General features: G+C 70.8%; 15 protein-coding genes. 8 read left to right on the plus strand and 7 right to left on the minus strand.

What is annotated here, in order from left to right; genetic code table 11:
* Nucleotides 1-32: 32 nt before the first annotated feature.
* The 3 genes from FB559_RS08425 to thpR are packed head-to-tail and all read left to right on the plus strand — an operon-like array spanning nt 33 to nt 2,290.
* Nucleotides 33-473 (plus strand): MarR family winged helix-turn-helix transcriptional regulator, encoded by a 441-nt coding sequence (locus FB559_RS08425; RefSeq protein ID WP_141961573.1) that lies wholly within the window; start codon nt 33-35, stop codon nt 471-473.
* A 2-nt stretch (nt 474-475) separates the two neighbouring features.
* Nucleotides 476-1,720, plus strand: coding sequence for an MFS transporter (locus FB559_RS08430; RefSeq protein ID WP_141961574.1), 1,245 nt, complete (start codon nt 476-478; stop codon nt 1,718-1,720).
* A 12-nt stretch (nt 1,721-1,732) separates the two neighbouring features.
* Complete coding sequence (gene thpR / locus FB559_RS08435) at nt 1,733-2,290, plus strand: RNA 2',3'-cyclic phosphodiesterase (RefSeq protein ID WP_141955040.1); 558 nt, start codon at nt 1,733-1,735, stop codon at nt 2,288-2,290.
* On the opposite strand, the gene FB559_RS08440 is transcribed toward thpR, so the two are convergent.
* Complete coding sequence (locus FB559_RS08440) at nt 2,265-3,098, minus strand: phosphoribosylaminoimidazolesuccinocarboxamide synthase (RefSeq protein WP_141955042.1); 834 nt, start codon at nt 3,096-3,098, stop codon at nt 2,265-2,267. The genes thpR and FB559_RS08440 overlap by 26 nt on opposite strands.
* A gap of 130 nt (nt 3,099-3,228) precedes the next feature.
* Between FB559_RS08440 and FB559_RS45345 the strand changes: the two genes are divergently transcribed.
* Nucleotides 3,229-3,396 carry an alpha/beta hydrolase gene (locus FB559_RS45345; RefSeq protein ID WP_281286238.1) on the plus strand — a complete coding sequence of 56 codons (168 nt, stop codon included), beginning with the start codon at nt 3,229-3,231 and terminating at the stop codon, nt 3,394-3,396.
* A 43-nt stretch (nt 3,397-3,439) separates the two neighbouring features.
* On the opposite strand, the gene FB559_RS08450 is transcribed toward FB559_RS45345, so the two are convergent.
* On the minus strand, nt 3,440-4,909 hold the full coding sequence (locus tag FB559_RS08450) for an NCS2 family permease (protein ID WP_246121439.1): 1,470 nt from the start codon (nt 4,907-4,909) through the stop codon (nt 3,440-3,442).
* 142 nt (nt 4,910-5,051) lie between these two features.
* Here FB559_RS08450 and FB559_RS08455 point away from each other — a divergent pair, with 142 nt between their 5' ends.
* Nucleotides 5,052-5,324 carry a DUF2530 domain-containing protein gene (locus tag FB559_RS08455; protein ID WP_141955048.1) on the plus strand — a complete coding sequence of 91 codons (273 nt, stop codon included), beginning with the start codon at nt 5,052-5,054 and terminating at the stop codon, nt 5,322-5,324.
* Nucleotides 5,325-5,394: 70 nt separating this feature from the next.
* Here the strand turns inward: FB559_RS08455 and FB559_RS08460 are convergent, their stop codons facing one another.
* Nucleotides 5,395-8,406 carry a sacsin N-terminal ATP-binding-like domain-containing protein gene (locus FB559_RS08460; RefSeq protein WP_141955051.1) on the minus strand — a complete coding sequence of 1,004 codons (3,012 nt, stop codon included), beginning with the start codon at nt 8,404-8,406 and terminating at the stop codon, nt 5,395-5,397.
* Nucleotides 8,407-8,554: 148 nt separating this feature from the next.
* Entirely contained in the window at nt 8,555-9,361 is an 807-nt protein-coding gene (locus tag FB559_RS08465) for a DUF3027 domain-containing protein (protein WP_425455057.1), read from the minus strand.
* A 68-nt stretch (nt 9,362-9,429) separates the two neighbouring features.
* On the opposite strand from FB559_RS08465, the gene FB559_RS08470 reads away from it, so the two are divergent.
* Nucleotides 9,430-10,812: an MFS transporter gene (locus FB559_RS08470; protein ID WP_246121441.1), complete on the plus strand. Its 1,383-nt coding sequence runs from the start codon at nt 9,430-9,432 to the stop codon at nt 10,810-10,812.
* 11 nt (nt 10,813-10,823) lie between these two features.
* Here the strand turns inward: FB559_RS08470 and FB559_RS08475 are convergent, their stop codons facing one another.
* Together FB559_RS08475 and FB559_RS08480 are read right to left on the minus strand one after the other, a co-directional pair.
* Entirely contained in the window at nt 10,824-11,210 is a 387-nt protein-coding gene (locus FB559_RS08475) for a cold-shock protein (RefSeq protein WP_141955056.1), read from the minus strand.
* A 45-nt stretch (nt 11,211-11,255) separates the two neighbouring features.
* Nucleotides 11,256-11,879 carry an HAD family hydrolase gene (locus tag FB559_RS08480; RefSeq protein WP_246121443.1) on the minus strand — a complete coding sequence of 208 codons (624 nt, stop codon included), beginning with the start codon at nt 11,877-11,879 and terminating at the stop codon, nt 11,256-11,258.
* A gap of 242 nt (nt 11,880-12,121) precedes the next feature.
* Between FB559_RS08480 and FB559_RS08485 the strand changes: the two genes are divergently transcribed.
* Nucleotides 12,122-12,583: a hypothetical protein gene (locus FB559_RS08485; RefSeq protein WP_141955060.1), complete on the plus strand. Its 462-nt coding sequence runs from the start codon at nt 12,122-12,124 to the stop codon at nt 12,581-12,583.
* 105 nt (nt 12,584-12,688) lie between these two features.
* Here the strand turns inward: FB559_RS08485 and FB559_RS08490 are convergent, their stop codons facing one another.
* On the minus strand, nt 12,689-14,332 hold the full coding sequence (locus FB559_RS08490) for an AMP-binding protein (protein WP_185792099.1): 1,644 nt from the start codon (nt 14,330-14,332) through the stop codon (nt 12,689-12,691).
* Between the two features lie 127 nt (nt 14,333-14,459).
* Between FB559_RS08490 and FB559_RS08495 the strand changes: the two genes are divergently transcribed.
* A complete protein-coding gene (locus FB559_RS08495; protein WP_141955064.1) occupies nt 14,460-15,074 on the plus strand; it encodes a TetR/AcrR family transcriptional regulator in 615 nt (204 codons plus the stop codon).
* Nucleotides 15,075-15,096: the final 22 nt, after the last annotated feature.

A 15,096-nucleotide genomic window follows, 5' to 3' on the forward strand; every position in this document is an offset into this window, starting at 1 on the left:
TATATCGTTAGCAAGAGTAATGACTTCAGCTAATGAACATGCAAACGTCACAGACCAGAAGCCGTGCGGGCCTGGCGGCGGGGCTGCGCGTCTCGATCTCACGACTCTCGCGCCGCATGCGCGCGGAGGGCGGTCATTCCTTGACCGCCACGCAGATCGCCGCCCTCGGCGCGGTGGCCCGGCACGAGGCGCTCACTCCTGGCGAGCTCGCCGAGCACGAAAAAGTGCAGCCGCCCTCGATGACGAGGGTGATCGCACAGTTGGAGGACAAGGGCCTGCTGACCCGGAGTCCGCATCCGACCGACCGGCGCCAGGTGATTCTCAGCCTGACCCCGGCGGGCGACAAGCTCTTCAAGGAGGAGCGGCGTCGCAAGGAGGCCTGGCTGGCGCAGAGACTCGGGGAGCTGACCTCGGAGGAGAGGGCGATCCTGCGGCAGGCGGCGCCGATCCTGGAGCGGATCAGCAGGGGGTAAGCCTGTTCCGGTCGTTGCGCAACCGCAACTACCGGCTGTTCGCCACCGGCCAGGTCGTCTCCAACAGCGGCACCTGGATGCAGCGGGTGGCACAGGACTGGTTGATCCTGAGCCTCACCCACGGCAGCGGCACCGCGCTCGGCATCACCACCGGCCTGCAGTTCCTGCCCCTGCTGCTCTTCGGGCTGTACGGCGGCGTGCTCGCCGACCGGTTCCCCAAGCGCCGGATCCTCATGATCACCCAGGCCGTGATGGGGGCGCTCGCGCTCCTGCTGGGCGTCCTCGCCCTCACCGGCACGGCGCAGGTGTGGCACGTGTACGCGCTGGCGTTCGGGCTGGGCGTCGCGACGGTCGTGGACAACCCGACCCGGCAGACGTTCGCGGTCGAGATGGTGGGACCGAACGACCTGTCCAACGCCATCGCGCTCAACAGCGCGATCTTCAACACGGCGCGCATCGTCGGCCCGGCCATCGCCGGCGTGCTGATCGCCCTGATCGGCACCGGCCCGGTCTTCATCGTCAACGCGGCCTCGTTCGGCGCGGTGCTGCTCGGCCTCTACCTCATGCGCGAGGACGAGCTCTACGTCCGTGAGCGTGTGCCGAGGGCGAAGGGCCAGCTCCGTGAGGGACTGCACTACGTACGCGAGCGCCGCGACCTCGTCATGCTGCTGATCATCGTCTTCTTCGTCGCCGCGTTCGGGATGAACTTCCAGATGACGACCGCGCTGATGAGCCGCGAGGTCTTCCACAGCGGAGCCTCCTCGTTCGGCCTCGCCTCGACCATGCTGGCGGTCGGCGCCGTGTCCGGATCGCTGCTCGCCGCGCGCCGCAAGCGCCCGCGCATGCGGCTGATGCTCATCGCCGCGGCGTTCTTCGGCGTGCTGGAGATCGTCAGCGGTGTGATGCCGAACTACGGCCTGTTCCTCGTCATGCTCATCCCCACGGGCGTCGCGCTGCTGACGTTCAACACGACCGCGAACGCCGTCATGCAGCTGAGCGTGCCGGCGTGGATGCGCGGCCGGGTGATGGGCCTGTACATGCTGGTCTTCGCGGGCAGCTCACCGATCGGCGCGCCGCTTCTCGGCTGGCTCGCCGAGGTCTTCGGGCCGCGCTCGGGTCTGGTCATCGGCGGGGTCGTCTCCGTCGCCGCCGTCATGGGCGTCGTCGCGGTCATGGCTCCCCGTACGGCGCTGGAGGCCCTGCGGCCACGGCCGCGCATGGCCGACGGGCTCGGCGACACGGAGTGAGACCCTGGCGGGGTGAGACTCTTCGTCGCCCTCATCCCGCCGGCGAACACCCTTGACGAGATCGAGGCGGCCTTCGCCCCCTGCCGCGACGAACGGCCGGAGCTGCGCTGGACCCGCCGGGAGTCCTGGCACGTGACGCTCGCCTTCTACGGTGAGGTCGGCGACCGCACCGTCCCGCGGCTGCTGCCACGCCTCGAACGCGCCGCCGGCCGGCATCCGCGGCGCGAGCTGGCGTTCGCCGGGGCGGGCGCCTTCCCGAGGGCGCAGACCGCCCGCACCCTGTGGACCGGCGTCCACACCGACCTGAAGGGCCTCGCGGACTCCTGCCTGGCGGCAGGGCGGCGTGAGAGGATCGACACGGGCCGCAGCCTGCGTTTCCATCCTCACCTCACGGTCGCGCGCTGCCGTTCACCGCTCGATCTGCGGCCGATCGTCGAGGCGCTGAGGACCTATGAGGGAACCCCGTGGACGGCCGGCGAGATCCACCTCGTCCAGAGTCACCTGGGCGCCGAGGTGCGCTACGAGACCCTGCACCGCTGGCCGCTCAGGGAGCCCACGGGGAGCCGGTGATCCGCTCGTAGACGTCCGCGTACCGTGCGTGCAGGGCCGACACGACGTCGTCGGGGATCTGCGGGCCCGGAGGCGTACGGTCCCAGCCGGTGACCGAGGCCGACCAGTTCCGCAGGAACTGCTTGTCGAGTGAGTGCTGGCGACCTCCCGGCTTCCACTCGTCGGCCGGCCAGAACCGCGAGGAGTCCGGCGTCAGCACCTCGTCGGCGAGGACCGGGGTGCAGTCCGGAGCGCGCCCGAACTCCAGCTTGGTGTCGGCGATGATGATGCCGCGTTCGAGGGCCAGCGCCGCGCCGCGGCGGTAGACCTCCAGGGTCAGGTCGCGCAGCCGTCCGGCGGTCTCGGCACCGATCTCGGCGGAGACGTCGTCGAACGTGATGAACTCGTCGTGGCCGACCGTCGCCTTCGTGGTCGGGGTGAAGATCGGCTCGGGCAGCCGCGATCCCTCGACCAGCCCCGGCGGCAGCGGCACCCCCGAGACCGTGCCCTGCTTCTCGTACTCCTCCAGCCCGAGACCGGCCAGGTAGCCGCGGGCGATGAACTCCACCGGGTACATCTCCAGCCGCCGGCACCGGATCGCACGCCCCGCCCATTCGGCGGGGACGTCCTCGGAGATCACGTGGTTCGGTGCGACCTCGGCGAGCTGCTCGAACCACCACAGCGACAGCTGGGTGAGGATCGCGCCCTTGTCGGGGATCGGCGTCGGCAGGACCACGTCGTACACGCTCACGCGGTCCGATGCCACCAGGATCAGGTCCTCGCCATCGGCGTAGACGTCCCGGACCTTGCCGGAATGCACCAACTCCATGTACCCCTCCGCACCTCGGTCGATCCCGTATCCGCAACGTACCGGCCAGGCGTACGCAGGGTGTCCGCGGCCCCCGCCGGAGAGGCGTCCGGGTAGGGCTGGCCCGAGGTCCGATCGGCGGGCCGGCCCCATGCGCCGGGCCTTCGGAGACCGCGCCCGTATGGTCTCGGTGGACTCCGGCGGCCACGAGGTGTACCTGGCGCACGGCAACGCCTGCGGTGACCGGCTGGTGACCGACTTCCTGGTCACCGGACACCGCCCGGCACGCGACGCCTTCTGCCCGGCCGAGACCGGCTGACCCCTGGCCCCCGCTCCGCACCACGGCGGAGCGGGGGACGCGGTCAGCTCACCCCGAGGATGGACTTGATCGGGATGATGGCGTAGTAGGCGACGAACAGCGCCGCCACCAGCCACAGGAGCGGATGCACCTCGCGCGCCCGGCCGCGGACCGCCTTGATGACGACGTAGGAGATGAAGCCCGCGCCCATCCCGTTCGTGATCGAGTAGGTGAACGGCATGATGACCATCGTGAGGAACGCCGGGATGGCGATCTCGTAGTCGCTGAAGTCGATCCGCTTGATCTGGCTCAGCATCAGGAAGCCGACGACGACCAGCGCCGGGGTGGCGGCCTCGAACGGGACGATCGCCACGATCGGGGCCAGGAACATCGCGAGCAGGAACAGCACGCCGGTGACCACGTTGGCCAGGCCCGTGCGCGCGCCCTCGCCGACGCCCGCCGCCGACTCGACGTAGCCCGTGGCCGACGACACCGACGCGGCACCGCCCGCGGCCGCCGCTACGCCGTCCACGAACAGGATGGTGCCGATGTTGGGCGGCGTGCCCCGCTCGTCCAGCAGGCCCGCCTCGCTGCCGATGCCGACCACCGTGCCCATGGCGTCGAAGAAGTCGGCCAGGATCAGGGTGAAGGCGAAGAGCACCGCCGCCAGGACGCCGACCCGGCTGAACGCCCCGTACAGGGTGAAGTGGCCGACCAGCGACAGGTCCGGCGTGCCGGCGATGTGGTGAATCCCCGGCAGCTTCGGGACGTTCAGGCTCCAGCCCTTGTCGTTGATCACACCCGGCTTCACGACGGTCGGGCCGGCCTTGGCGATCGCCTCGACGATGATGGCCAGGATCGTCGTGCCGACGATGCCGATGAGGATGGCGCCCTTGACGCGGCGGGCGACCAGGACCGCGGTGACGAGCAGGCCGATCACGAACACCAGCGCCGGCCAGCTCTGCAGGTTGTTCTGGATCCCGAGCTGGACCGGCACCGTCGTGCCGGCCTCGTTCGGCACCCGGCGTACGAAGCCGCCGTCCACGAAACCGATCAGCGCGATGAACAGGCCGATCCCGACGCCGATGGCGGCTTTGAGCCCCTCGGGCACCGCGCGGAAGATCGCGAGCCGGAAGCCGGTGAGCACGAGGACGGCGATCACGATGCCCTCGATCACCACAAGGCCCATCGCCTCCGGCCAGGTCATCGACGGGGCGAGCGTGGTGGCCACGAAGGCGTTCAGGCCAAGGCCGGTGGCGATCGCGAGCGGGAACCGGCCGGCGACGCCCATGGCGATCGTCATGATGCCCGCCACAAGAGCGGTGGCCGCCGCGACCTTGGGGATGCCGAGGACGGCGCCGGACTTGTCCGGCACTGTGCCGATGATCAGCGGGTTCAGCACCACGATGTAGGCCATGGTGAAGAACGTCGCCAGACCACCACGGATCTCCCGGCCGATGGTCGAGCCGCGTTCGGAGATGTTGAAATACCGATCCAGGCCGCTCCGCGGCTCAGCGCCGACAGTCGTCGTCACGTGCCATCTCTCCTCGTACGTGGCCCCGAGCCCGAAAATTACCTACGCAGAGTGACAGAAGCGGCATACAGGATGGAAGACCTTTCTGACGTGATCTCCGCTGCTCTGGAGCCGATCAGGCGTCGGCGGATACGCTGATCACATGACGCAACCGCGGCATCCCGACCCGCCCCCGCTGGAGACCAACGACGTTCTCGTCTCGGCCGTCGGCGCGGTGGCGTTCGCGGTCGCGTTCGTCGTCCTGCTCATCGTGCCGCTGGACCCCGACCAGCACTGGTGGCGCTGGGTCTGCGTGACCGGCTTCGCGATGGGCCTGTTCGGCTGCTGGTACATCCCCCGCCTCCACCGGGGCCGCGCCGCCGCGGCCGAACGCCACGCCGCGGCCAAAAAGGCCGAGCAGGTCGACCAAGCGTGAAAGCCGCTTCCTGACGGACGACGGGTCCGTGCGGGCTCGCGGGCACCGCAGGGTGCGGCCGATCCAGCGTCTAGTCGAAGACGGCCTCGGCGAGCAGCGTCGGCAGGTGGGACGGGTCGTTCAGCACGGCCGCGGCGAGCAGCCGGTCACTCCAGCGCCCGCACGCCCACGCCGCGCCCCGGGCCAGTCCCGCCGGGCCGCCGGCGTGCACCGTGCCGTTCTCGAACCACCACGGGACCTCCTCGCCGTCCACGACGAGCCGGTCGTGCCGGACATAGGACTCCGGCGCCTCCGGGAGCACCGCGCGCAGCACCGCCGGCAGGGGCTCCCGCGTCCCGGCCGACTCGATCACGCCGGGCACCTCCTCGCTGCCGAGGGCCAGCTCCAGCACGTCCGCCACCTCCACCGGGACGAACAGCAGCGGCTGCGACACGAGCAGCGGCAGCAGATCGGGCCGGTCGACCACGATCGCGTCGCCGGCGGGCACCACCTCGGGCTCGCCGGACACGAACGCGCGTACGCGCTCGGGTGCGTCCACGTCGAGCTCGACCGCGGACAGCGCCTGCCAGAGCCCGTGCAGCCGGTCTCCGGACACGAGACGGGCCGGGTCGGCCAGCCGGTCCAGGAGCTCGGCGGGGCCGTCCGGATCCTCGAGCAGCACCCGCAGAGAGGTGCGCACGCCGAGCGCCCGCAGGATCTCCGGGTCCAGGCCCACGGGAGCCGGGTCGTACAGGCCGTCGAGGTCGCCGGGCACGCACAGCTCGCCCGGCCGCCGCCCGTTCAGCACCGGATGGCGGCGCAGCCACCACGCCGTGTAGGACGGGACGGTCACCTGCCCGCCGTCCGCGAGGAGCACGCGCACCGGGTCGGTGAGGGCGGCGCGCAGCGGCGGCTCGGCGAGGAGCGCGAACGCCCCGGTCCAGTCGGCGACGAACTCCAGGTCGCGTACGGCCGTGAACTCCGGCACGACGAACCCGCCGCCGAGCTCGTCGGCCCACTCCTCCTCGCCGTCGAGGTGGAGCTCGGGCTCGATGACGTCCTCGGCCCGTACGAGGGCGAACGTCCGCAGCACCCCTGCCGCCTCGAGGGTCTCGGCGCCGTGCCGCTCCACCAGCGCGGCGTCCACGACCCCGAACGGCGCGTCATCGGCCACCACGCCGGCCAGCGGGGCGCCGGGCAGGAGGAGCTCACCGGCCGGGTACAGCTCGCCGTCGTCGCCCGGCAGCGCCAGCTCGGCCAGCCACGGCTCCTCACCGGGGCGCAGGTGGGCGCGGGCGACGAGGGTCAGGACGGCGTCCCAGATCGACTCGGCGTCGTCCTCGTCGAAGGACGCGGCCACCGCGGCGCGGGTGGCCGGGTCGGTGAGTACGGCACGCGGCCCGGCCTCCACGGCGCCGAGCCGGAACAGCAACGGGTGCACCGCGCCGGGATGGACGACCCGCAGCCTGAGCGCGTCGAGGCCGGCCGGGTCGGTGACGAGCAGGCCGCGCGGACCCCGCACCGTACGGCCGTCGGCCAGGGGTACCGGCAGCCCGGTCAGCGCCTCCCGGTCGGCGCCTTCGAGCGCCGCGTACAGCCGCCGCCACCAGGACGGGTCCCCGCCGGGGCCGGACTCCAGCCCGGCGAGCGCGTCGACCAGCTCCGCGACACTCAGCCGCCGTACGCCGAGCGCCGCGAGCGCCGGATGCCGGGCCGGCCAGTCCGGCGGAAGCAGCCCTGGCACGACGTCGGCGAGCACGTTCGGCAGCGCGGCCGGCCCGTCCAGGGCGACGGCGTCCCGGCCGCGTACGAGAACGGTCTCCTCGCCGACGGGGGCGAGGCCGAGCTCCGCCGGGTCGTCGCCGGCCATCTCGCCGCCGCCGGCGGGCGGGGCGGAGATCGGGAGCAGCGGCGTGCCGGGGAGGAGGGCGAGGATCGCCCGGCGGATCCGCGCGTCCAGCTCGCCGGTGGCGACGGGGCCGGGGACCAGGTCGAGCAGCCGCGGTGTGGGCGGCAGCAGCTCGACGTAGGCCGCGGCCGCGCGTTCGACGAGGAAGTCCGTGAGCGGGCCGGGCGCGACGTGCCGCCGGTCGGGCGCCAGCGGGAAGGTGGCGAGGAGCAGGGCGGGCAGGCCGAGCGGCTCGTCGCTGGGCGTCGGCGCGTGGACCACGGCCGGTACGCCCTGCGGGAGCTCACCCTTGGCCGGCGCGTCCGGGACGGCCCAGCGCACCTGCCATTCGGCGCGTTCCTCGACCGGGCGGTCGGCCAGCAGGGACGAGTCGGCCTTACCGTGCGTCTCCGCCGTACGCCAGGTGCTCCCGTTGATGGCCACCGTGCCGATGGCCGTGCCGTGGCGGGACTCGCCGGTACGGTCCCAGGCGGCGGTGAGCGTACGGGGTTCGCCGGTGTCGATGATGATCTCGGCGAGTGCCGGAAGCGCGAGCATGAGCGCAGGGCCGGTCTCGTCGAGCAGGCGCCGCACGAGCGTCTCGGCGTCGGCGTCCCGCAGGGGCAGCCGCACCAGGGTGTCGAACCCCGCGGCGAATCCGTCGTCGCCCGGCGGGACGGGATGGCCCGGCCAGGGGAACGGCAGGCGCAGGACCGGCACGTCGCCGCCTCTGCGCTCCAGCTCCCCCGCGAGTTCCGGAACCGCCGCCACCGCGAGCCGTGTCCTCTCCGCCGACCAGGCCACTCCCGTACCGGCTGAGCCGTCCTCGCGGCGGGAGACGATGGAGGGCTCGTCGCTGACGGCCACCACGGCGGCGAAGCCGACTCCGAAGCGGCCCGTCGAGGCCGTCTCGTCGCGTTTGGCCGAGGCGCGGAGCGTGCTGAGGGCGTCCACACCCGCGCCGTCCAGGGGGGCGCCGGTGTTCGCGGCGGTCAGCACACCGTCGCGAAGGGTGAGGCGGATCCGCCCCGGCACCCCGGCGCGGACGGCCGCGTCGGCGGCGTTCTGGGCCAGCTCGATGATCACGCGGTCGCGGTAACCGCCGCGGGCGTGGTCCTCCTCGGCGTTCGCGTCCTCGCGGAACCGGGACGGCGACGCCGACCACGCCGCCAGGACGCGCTCGCGAATCGCGGCAGTGCCGTACGGATCCTCCATCGTGCACCTTTCACCGGCCGGGGCCGTTGAAGTCACCGCGGATGAGCCGTCGGTGATCACTGTCCGGCACGCCGATGGGCGGCGTGCCGGCTACGGCGACCGGGCGGGGAGCTCGCGCGGACCGTGTACGGGATAGGGCCGTCTTCGGTCAGCTGTGACCGAAGGCCTCCTCGTCGGTCAGCGTCGCGGACGGCATGACGTCGTATCCCAGCTCGTCCACGATCGGCGGGGCCGACTCTGACGTGGGCGGCAGGACGACCGCCTCCGAATGCGCGCCGCAGCCGTGGTCGAGGGAGACCACCTTGCCGTCGTCGGGCGCGTACTCGTTGGCACACGCGCCGAACACCTGCCGCAGCGAACCGGCCAGCGGAACGAAGAAGGCGCAGGTCTCGCAGTGTGCCGGGGCCGAACGGGCCATCGGTGTCGCCGGACCGGCGTCACCGGAGTGCCAGCGCGTCGCGGCCTCGTCGCGGCCCTCGGCGGACAGCACCCGAGGGCGGCCGAGGCCGAGCTCCCAGAAGAGCTCCTCGTCGGTCTCACCGGTGGTGTCGGTGAATCCGGGCACGAGCCTGGGGTCGTCGGCCTGGGTCGGCAGCAGGTCGCCGGGGCCCAGGTCGCCCGGGCGCAGCCGGTCGCTCCACGGCACCCAGGCCGGCGAGAGCATGGCGCCGTCTCCGGGGAGCAGCACGCTCTCGCTCACCGTGACGTTCTTGGCGCGCGAGGCGCGTACGACCGATACCGCCCAGCGCCAGCCGTGGTAGGCCGGATCAAGGCAGGTGAAGTAGTGGGTGACGACCCGCTCCCCCTCAGGGAGCAGGCCAAGGTGCTCGCCGACGTACTCCGGCGATGAGGTCTCTTCGGCCGCGGCACGCGCCACGTCGACGGCGGCGGCCGCGGCGGCGTCGACCGTAGGCGTGCGGGTCCGCCTCGCGGCGACCGGACTGGTAGAACGCACTGGGCTCACATAAACGATTGTCGCCCATAGACGGGCATGGGTTTGCCCCGAAGAGGCAGACTTACGCTATGACTTTGCGGGCACGGACGGGCAACGCCGGGCGGGCGGTGCGCACGATGACACAGAGCATCGGGCATGCGACACGCCGGGCCACCCATGCGGGTGGGGCAGGCCGTACGGGCCTTGGCAACCTGATCGAGCTGGGCGCCGTCAACAGCGCCGGTGACGCGCTCATCGCCGTGGCCCTCGCGGGCACCATGTTCTTCAACCTCGACGTCGAGCAGGCACAAGGCCAGGTCGCGCTGTATCTGCTCGTCACGATGGCCCCGTTCGCCCTCGTCGCGCCCCTCATCGGACCCGCGCTGGACCACATGCGTCACGCCCGGCGCATCGCCATCGCCGGCACCATGCTCGCCCGCGGGCTGCTGTGCTGGGGCATGGCCGGAGCCGTTCTCCACAAGGATCCGGTGACCCTGATGCCCGCCGCGTTCGGCGCGCTCGTGCTCTCCAAGGCGTTCGGCGTCTCACGCAGCGCCGTCACACCGCGGGTGCTTCCCGAAGGTCTCAATCTGGTCACGGCGAACGCCCGGGCATCATTCTGCGGCACCGTCGCGGCTTCGATCGCCGCCCCGCTCGGCGCGGGGCTGATCGCGGTGACCAACGCGGGCTGGGCGCTGCGGATCGCCACACTCGTGTTCATCGCCGGCGCGATCCTGGGCATCCGGCTGCCGAGCCACGTGGACACCCCCGAGACGGCCCCCGCCCCGGACGCCATACCCGAGGCCGCCCCGTCCCGTACGCCGGGCCGCTGGCGGACCCTGCTGCGCGTCGGCCCGGTGGTCGGCGAGGCGATGCGCGCCAACGCCGCGCTGCGCGCGCTGTCCGGGTTCCTGATCCTCTATCTGGCCTTCCTGCTGCGCACCAAGGGCTTCGTCCACGGTGTGTCGCCGAACATCGCGCTGGGCATGCTGGCCGCCTCGGCCGGCCTCGGCGGCCTCGTGGGCACGGGCCTGGGCGCGCTGCTCAAGGCGCGCGCGCCGCTGGGCATCGTGTTCTCCACGCTCCTGGTCGCGACGCTGACCGCCGCGGTGTGCGCGGTGTTCTTCGGGTTGGTGGCCGCGCTGGCGGTCGCCTTCGTCGGTGCGCTCGGCCAGAGCCTGGGCAAGCTCGGGCTCGACGCGATCGTGCAGCGCGAGATCGGCGAGGAGGTCCGCTCCTCGACGTTCGCGGTGTCGGAGACGATCCACCAGCTCGTGTGGGTGGTCGGCGGACTGGCCGGACTGGGCATGTCGATCATCGCCCCGAACGGCCACATCGCCCTGGCGATCATCGCCGCCGCCCTCGCCGTGACCCTGGTGGGGCTACTGACCCGCCGGGCGACCCGCCGCGTCGCAGGTCGCCGCAGCAGGCGCAGGGAGGGCGAGCCGACCGTGGCCGACACCGCCGCCTGATCAGGGGGCGGCTACTGCGCCTCGAAGTCGTCGGCGACCGCGCGCAGCACGTCACCGAGCTTCTTGGCCATCTTGCCTTCGGGGTGCTTGCCTCTGCGGTACGTCTCGGAGACGCCTTCGAGCAGCTTGATGAGGTCCTCGACGAGAATGACCATCTCGTCGGGCTTCTTGCGCTTGGACTTGACCACCGAGGGCGGCGCGTCGATCGGACGTACGCTCAGCGCCTGCTGTCCCTTACGCCCCTCGACGACACCGAACTCCACGCGCTGACCGGGTTTGAGCGATTCGACCCCCGCGGGCAGCGCGGAGGAATGAACGAAGACCTCACCGCCGTCGTCACGGGTGAGAAAGCCGAACCCCTTGTCGGCGTTATACCACTTGACCTTGCCACTGGGCACAGGTGACCTCGTTGCTAGCTCTTGTCCGGACAGGCCATATCAAGGTTATTGCCTCGATGAGGGACCTGGGTTGATCAGTTCGGTCAAAGTCTCCGGGAAAACCCGCAAATCGGGCAACACGATATCGGCTCCGTACGCCAAGAGCGCAGCCGAGTCGTACGGGCCGGTGGCGACGGCCACACTGCGGGCATCGGCGGCACGTGCCGCGTCGACGTCGGCGACGTGATCCCCCACGTAGACGGTCGCACCGAACCGGCGCAATGCCGTCCCCTTGGCGGTACTGAACAGTGACCCGGCCACGTCGTCGACCTCCATGCCCAGGGCTCGGACGGTCGACTCGGCGTGCGTCTGGCTCTTGGCGGTGACCACGATGACGCGACCGCCGTGTGCCCTGACCGCCTCGACGGCCCCTGCGGCACCGGGCATCAGGGTCGTGGCGGGCACCGCGATCTCGCCGTAGAACTCTCGGTAGAGCGCCGCCATCTCGGGCACGTCCTCGGCGGGGAACCAGTTCAGCAGCTCGGTCTCCAGCGGCGGCCCGAGCCGGGAGACGACGGCGTCGGTGTCGATGAGCACACCCGTACGCGCGGAGAGCTCGCCGAAGGTCGCAGCGATACCCTTCCGGGTGTCGGCGAGAGTCAGATCCAGGTCGAAGCCAATGGCGATCACGGGCCCCAGGGTACGTACGTCCCCGGGGACCGCGAGCCCGCGCCCTCCCGGCAGTGGCGATGCGACGGGATCCGAGTGGGAGGGCGCGGAGTCTGCGCGAAATCTGGATCTATGATTTCGTCACCGGTCGAACTCGTATTAGTACGGGCCCGAAACAACGGTTAACGCGATGCGGATATACCCAGCGGCGATCATCCAAACCACGCCGCTGAGAGACCACTCCCCCCGAGTAGGAAATGAATATGGCGAAATGGCGGGAAGAGTCAGGCAAGACCATTAAAGACACCGAAGAGGGGGACGAGCAGGAGACCCCGACGGTGCCCGTCCCGAGAACCGCGCCGGACACCGGGGATTCGGCGCGTCCCGAGCGGCAGGGTTCCCGCCGCCGGGCCCGCGAGGGCAACGGCCTGCGTACGGGCATGAGACGCGTCTCGGACACCGCTGCCGCCGCCGTCCGCGTCATCGCGATGATCATTTGCGTTCTGCTCGCCCTGCACATCGCCTTCGTCGTCTTCAGCGCCAATGACGACAACTCGATCGTCCGGACGGTCAACGACTGGGCCGACTGGTTCGCGTGGCGATTCCGCGACATGTTCGTCCCCAAGGACGAACGCGTCGCGGTGCTCGTCAACTACGGAATCGCCGCGGTCGTCTACCTCGTCGCCGGCCGCGTCGTCTCGAGCCTCATCCGCCGCATCCGCTGAGACGGAGCCGGGCAGCCCCTCCCCCGCGACGCGGGGACCGCACGGGAAGGGCTGCCTGGGAGGGCACGGCGCGCGCAGGACGCGGGCCACCGTGGCCCGGAAGGCTCAGGCGGTTTCGGTCGTCGAGGCGGCTTCCAGGTCGAGTTCGGCGATCGAGGTCTCGCGCATCTTGAACTTCTGGATCTTTCCGGTGACCGTCATCGGGAAGCCGTCGGCGAAGCGGACGTACCTCGGGATCTTGTGGTGTGCCAGCTTGCCCCGGCAGAAGTCCCTTACGCCCTCCTCCGTCAGGGTGGAGCCCGGCCGTGGCTTGACCCAGGCGCACAGCTCCTCGCCGTACTTCACATCCGGTACGCCGATGACCTGCACGTCCTCGATGTCGGGGTGGCCGTACAGGAATTCCTCGATCTCCCGCGGATAGAGGTTCTCCCCGCCGCGGATCACCATGTCCTTGATCCGGCCGACGATGTTGACGTACCCCGCCTCGTCCATGGTGGCCAGGTCGCCGGTGTGCATCCAGCGGGCGGCGTCGATCACCTCGGCGGTCCGGTCGGGTTCCTCCCAGTAGCCGAGCATCACCGAGTAGCCGCGGGTGCACAGCTCTCCGGGGGTGCCGCGCGGGACGGTCAGGCCGGTGTCCGGGTCGACGATCTTCACCTCGATGTGGGGATGGACGCGGCCGACGGTGGAGACGCGGCGGTCGAGCTCCTCGTCGTACCGGGTCTGCGCGGACACCGGTGACGTCTCGGTCATGCCGTAACAGATGGTCACCTCGTCCATGTGCATCTCCGAGACGACCCGCTTCATCACCTCGACCGGGCACGGCGAGCCCGCCATGATGCCCGTACGCAGCGAGGTCAGGTCATAGGACGAGAAGTCCGGCAGTCCCAGCTCGGCGATGAACATCGTCGGCACCCCGTACAGCGAGGTGCAGTGCTCGGCCTGCACGGCCTCCAGCGTGGCCCTGGGGTCGAAGACCGGGGCGGGGATGACGATGCAGGCGCCGTGCGTCGTGATCGCCAGGTTGCCGAGCACCATGCCGAAGCAGTGGTAGAAGGGCACCGGGACGCACACCCGGTCGATCTCGGAGTAGCGGCACAGCTCGCCGATGAAGAAGCCGTTGTTCAGGATGTTGTGGTGCGAGAGAGTCGCGCCCTTGGGGAAGCCGGTGGTGCCCGAGGTGTACTGGATGTTGATGGGGTCGTCGGGCGAGAGCGCCGCCATCCGTGAGACGAGACGCGAGGGGTCCAGCGCGGCGCCCGCGGCCGACAGTGCCGTCCACTCGTCCGTGCCGAGGTAGATCACCCGCTCCAGCGCGGGCAGGTCGCCGCGTACCTCCTCGACCATGCCCCGGTAGTCACTCGTCTTGTACGCCACGGCGCTGATCAGGAGCTTCACGCCGGAATGCCGGAGCGCGTAGGACAGCTCGTGGGTCCGGTACGCCGGGTTGACGTTGACGAGGATCGCGCCGATCTCGGCGGTGGCGTACTGCAGCAGCACCCATTCGGGGTTGTTCGGCGACCAGATGCCCACCCGGTCGCCCTTGTCGATCCCGGCGGCGATCAGTCCGCGGGCGAGTGTGCCGACCTCCTCGTCGAACTCCCCGTAGGTCCACCGGCAGCCACTGGGCACGTCGACGAGCGCCTCGCGGTGCGGGACGACGGACGCGACATGCCGAAGGTTCTGGCCGATGGTCTGGCCGAGCAGTGAAAGATCCGACGTTCCGTGGCTGTAGGACGGTTGGGACATGGCCGCCTCCTCGCGCATTTCCCCGCATCTTGCCGCAGCGCATCACATCACGTAAGAGCCTCGGCGCCACAACGCGACGTCAGTGAGCGCTTTCATGGCCTACGCTTTTCAGGGAGGAGCACACACAATGCAGAGATCGACGCGTGAACGGATCGTTTCCGAGGCGCTTCGGCTGTTCGCCGAACGGGGCTACGCCGCGACGTCCGTCGCGGAGATCGAGGCCGCCTCGGGCCTGTCACCGGGCGCTGGCGGACTTTACCGCCACTTCCGCTCCAAGGAAGAGGTGCTCGCCGCGGCGGTGCGCGAGCACATCACGCGGACCTCGAAGCAGGTCTCGGTGACCTTCCAGCACGCCTCCGGCATCCAGGACAAGCCGCTGGTCGACCGGCTGCGGCTCGCCGCGTCCATGGGAATGGGCAAGATGCGCGAGGAGGCCGACCTCATCCGTGTGCTCTTCCGCGACCTGGACAAGTTCCCCAACCTCGTCGCCGAGATGCGCGAGGGCATCGTCAACCCGCTCTACGACATGATCACCAAGTGGCTGGCCGCCCAGCCGGAGATGGCCGGCATGGACGAGGACTGGGACGCGATCGCCCTGGCCCTCGGTGGCTCGATCGTCAACTACTGGCTCGCGAGTGACGCCCTGCACGAACCCCCTCAGCGCGTGGACGAAGAACGCTTCATCGACGCGTGGGCCCGTCTCGCCATGGGACTGACCGGCCAGACGGCCGAAGCCGTCTGAGGGTCCGGCGTGTCCCGACCCC

Origin of the sequence: Actinoallomurus bryophytorum (assembly GCF_006716425.1) — a bacterium.
GTDB classification, from domain to species: Bacteria; Actinomycetota; Actinomycetes; order Streptosporangiales; family Streptosporangiaceae; genus Actinoallomurus; species Actinoallomurus bryophytorum.